Here is a 1,883-nt window from a genome sequence, read left to right on the forward strand (position 1 = left end):
GAGCGCCTGTAGCTCAGTAGGATAGAGCAACTGCCTTCTAAGCAGTGGGTGAGGGGTTCGAGTCCCTTCAGGCGCGCCACCCTAAGCCATGTTGTACTAAAAAATCAATCCATGCAAAGCAGGGCACAACAATGAGGGTATCGGTTATTGTACCGGCCTACAATGCTGCGGCCACCATAGGCAGGTGCATGGAGGGGCTGTTTGGGCAAACCTTTGACCGCAACGACTACGAAGTAATTGTCGTAGACGATGGCTCTGAGGATGCAACGGTTGAGGTCTTGGAGGGATTGCCGATTAAGCTCTGCCGACAGCCTAACAGGGGACCAGCGTCGGCAAGGAACCACGGCGCCAGACATGCCTCAGGCGATATCCTGCTCTTTACCGATTCAGATTGCGTCTGTGACCAGGCGTGGATACAAGAAATGGTAAGGACTCTTGATTGCCCGGATGTCGTCGCTGCCAAAGGGGTCTATAGAAACGCACAATCCTCCCTGACGTCGAGGTTTGCACAGATCGAGTTTGAAGAACGCTATGAGCTCCTGAAAAATGCCCGCTACATAGACATGGTGGATACCTATTGTGCGGCCATCAGGAGGGATGTCTTTGAGGCCATTGGCGGCTTTGATGAGGGCTTTCCATGTGCCAACAACGAAGACACCGAACTGTCATACAGGCTCTCTGCCGCAGGTTACAAGATGGTCTTTAACCCAAACGCCATCGTATACCACCTAAACCACCCTGCCTCCGTACTGAAGTACGCACGACAGAAGTTTTGGCGCGGCTACTGGCGGATGGTTGTATACAAGCGCTACCCACAGAAAATGCTCAGGGATTCATACACGCCACAGAGTCTTAAGCTACAGATATTGACGGGGTTTGCCTTGCTGTTGTCGCTGGGCATTGCCCTGGCGTACAGACCGTTGCTGTATGCCTCGGGGGGTTTGGCTGTGGTCTATGGGATTTCGACACTGCGATTTGTCAGGCTTGCTTTTTCCAGGGACAGACCCATTGGGCTTTTGTCAATCTTGTACCTTACCCTCAGGGCCATATCTATCGGATGTGGGGTGCTGTACTACTTTATAAGGAGGCTATAATAATGGGTGATATTAGCCACCACCCATTATTACATGTATCCCGTTATCATGCTGTGATATTTACCAGACCCTTGACGCTCTTTGACCCTGCACTGGACGAGGCAGAGGAGGAGCTGTTTGATTTAAGTGAGTCGAGCAGTTTTTGTATAGCAGACGATGTTGAACTGGCAGTGATTGACCCTGCCGCTGACGATGAGCTGCTTGACGACCCTGCTGAGGAGCCGGATGTGTTTAACAGACTCTTGGCAGTGGATGCCGCCGAGTTTACGGTTGAGGCCGATGCACTGCTTGACGTCTCCGATGATGAGCTGGCTGCGTTTAACAGGCTCTTGGCAGTGGATGCCGCCGAGCTTACGGTTGAGGCCGATGCGCTGCTTGACGTCCCCGACGATGAGCTGGCTGCGTTTAACAGGCTCTTGGCAGTGGATGCCGCCGAGCTTACGGTTGAAGCCGATGCGCTGCTTGACGTCCCCGACGATGAATTATCGCTACTACTGTTACTGCTACCGCTGTTGTCAGACGAGGACGAGCTCGCCGATGAGTTTGTGCCAAGCAATTTCTCTACGAGTTTCACAAGCGGATTGGCAGCGACTAACTCGTCAAGGCTCAGGTAGCCATCTGAATCCTTGTCGTAGGATGCAAACACACTGGATGACATGCCGGTCTCCTCGGCAGACAACTTCCCGTCACCATCGGTGTCCATCTTGTCGATTATAAACTGCGAGGAAGTTTCGGCCTCACGCATGTAGTAAGCCGCCTTCAGCTCAGAGGAACTCAACAGGCCATCAC

At 52.8% G+C, this 1,883-nt stretch carries 2 protein-coding genes, 1 tRNA gene and 1 pseudogene; 3 read left to right on the top strand and 1 reads right to left on the bottom strand.

Going from position 1 to position 1,883, the window contains the following annotated elements; translation table 11 throughout:
- The first annotated feature begins 2 nt into the window (after positions 1-2).
- From HWQ67_RS17355 to HWQ67_RS20075, 3 genes are all read left to right on the top strand, one after another.
- Positions 3-79 (top strand) — tRNA-Arg (locus HWQ67_RS17355).
- 52 nt (positions 80-131) lie between these two features.
- Entirely contained in the window at positions 132-1,094 is a 963-nt protein-coding gene (locus tag HWQ67_RS17360; protein WP_218253955.1) for a glycosyltransferase, read from the top strand.
- A 2-nt stretch (positions 1,095-1,096) separates the two neighbouring features.
- Positions 1,097-1,708 (top strand): hypothetical protein, encoded by a 612-nt coding sequence (locus HWQ67_RS20075; RefSeq protein ID WP_255317339.1) that lies wholly within the window; start codon positions 1,097-1,099, stop codon positions 1,706-1,708.
- A 2-nt stretch (positions 1,709-1,710) separates the two neighbouring features.
- On the opposite strand, the pseudogene HWQ67_RS20705 reads toward HWQ67_RS20075, so the two are convergent.
- Positions 1,711-1,839, bottom strand: a pseudogene (locus HWQ67_RS20705) (calcium-binding protein); the annotation flags it as partial.
- Positions 1,840-1,883: the final 44 nt, after the last annotated feature.

The organism is Candidatus Magnetobacterium casense, assembly GCF_019173545.1.
In the GTDB taxonomy this organism is placed as follows: Bacteria; Nitrospirota; Thermodesulfovibrionia; order Thermodesulfovibrionales; family Magnetobacteriaceae; genus Magnetobacterium; species Magnetobacterium cryptolimnobacter.

What these genes read in the sequence shown, in the direction of transcription:
- HWQ67_RS17360 (WP_218253955.1), top strand. Translation starts at nt 132, where the DNA reads ATGAGGGTATCGGTTATTGTACCGGCCTACAATGCTGCGGCCACCATA.
- HWQ67_RS20075 (WP_255317339.1), top strand. Translation starts at nt 1,097, where the DNA reads ATGGGTGATATTAGCCACCACCCATTATTACATGTATCCCGTTATCAT.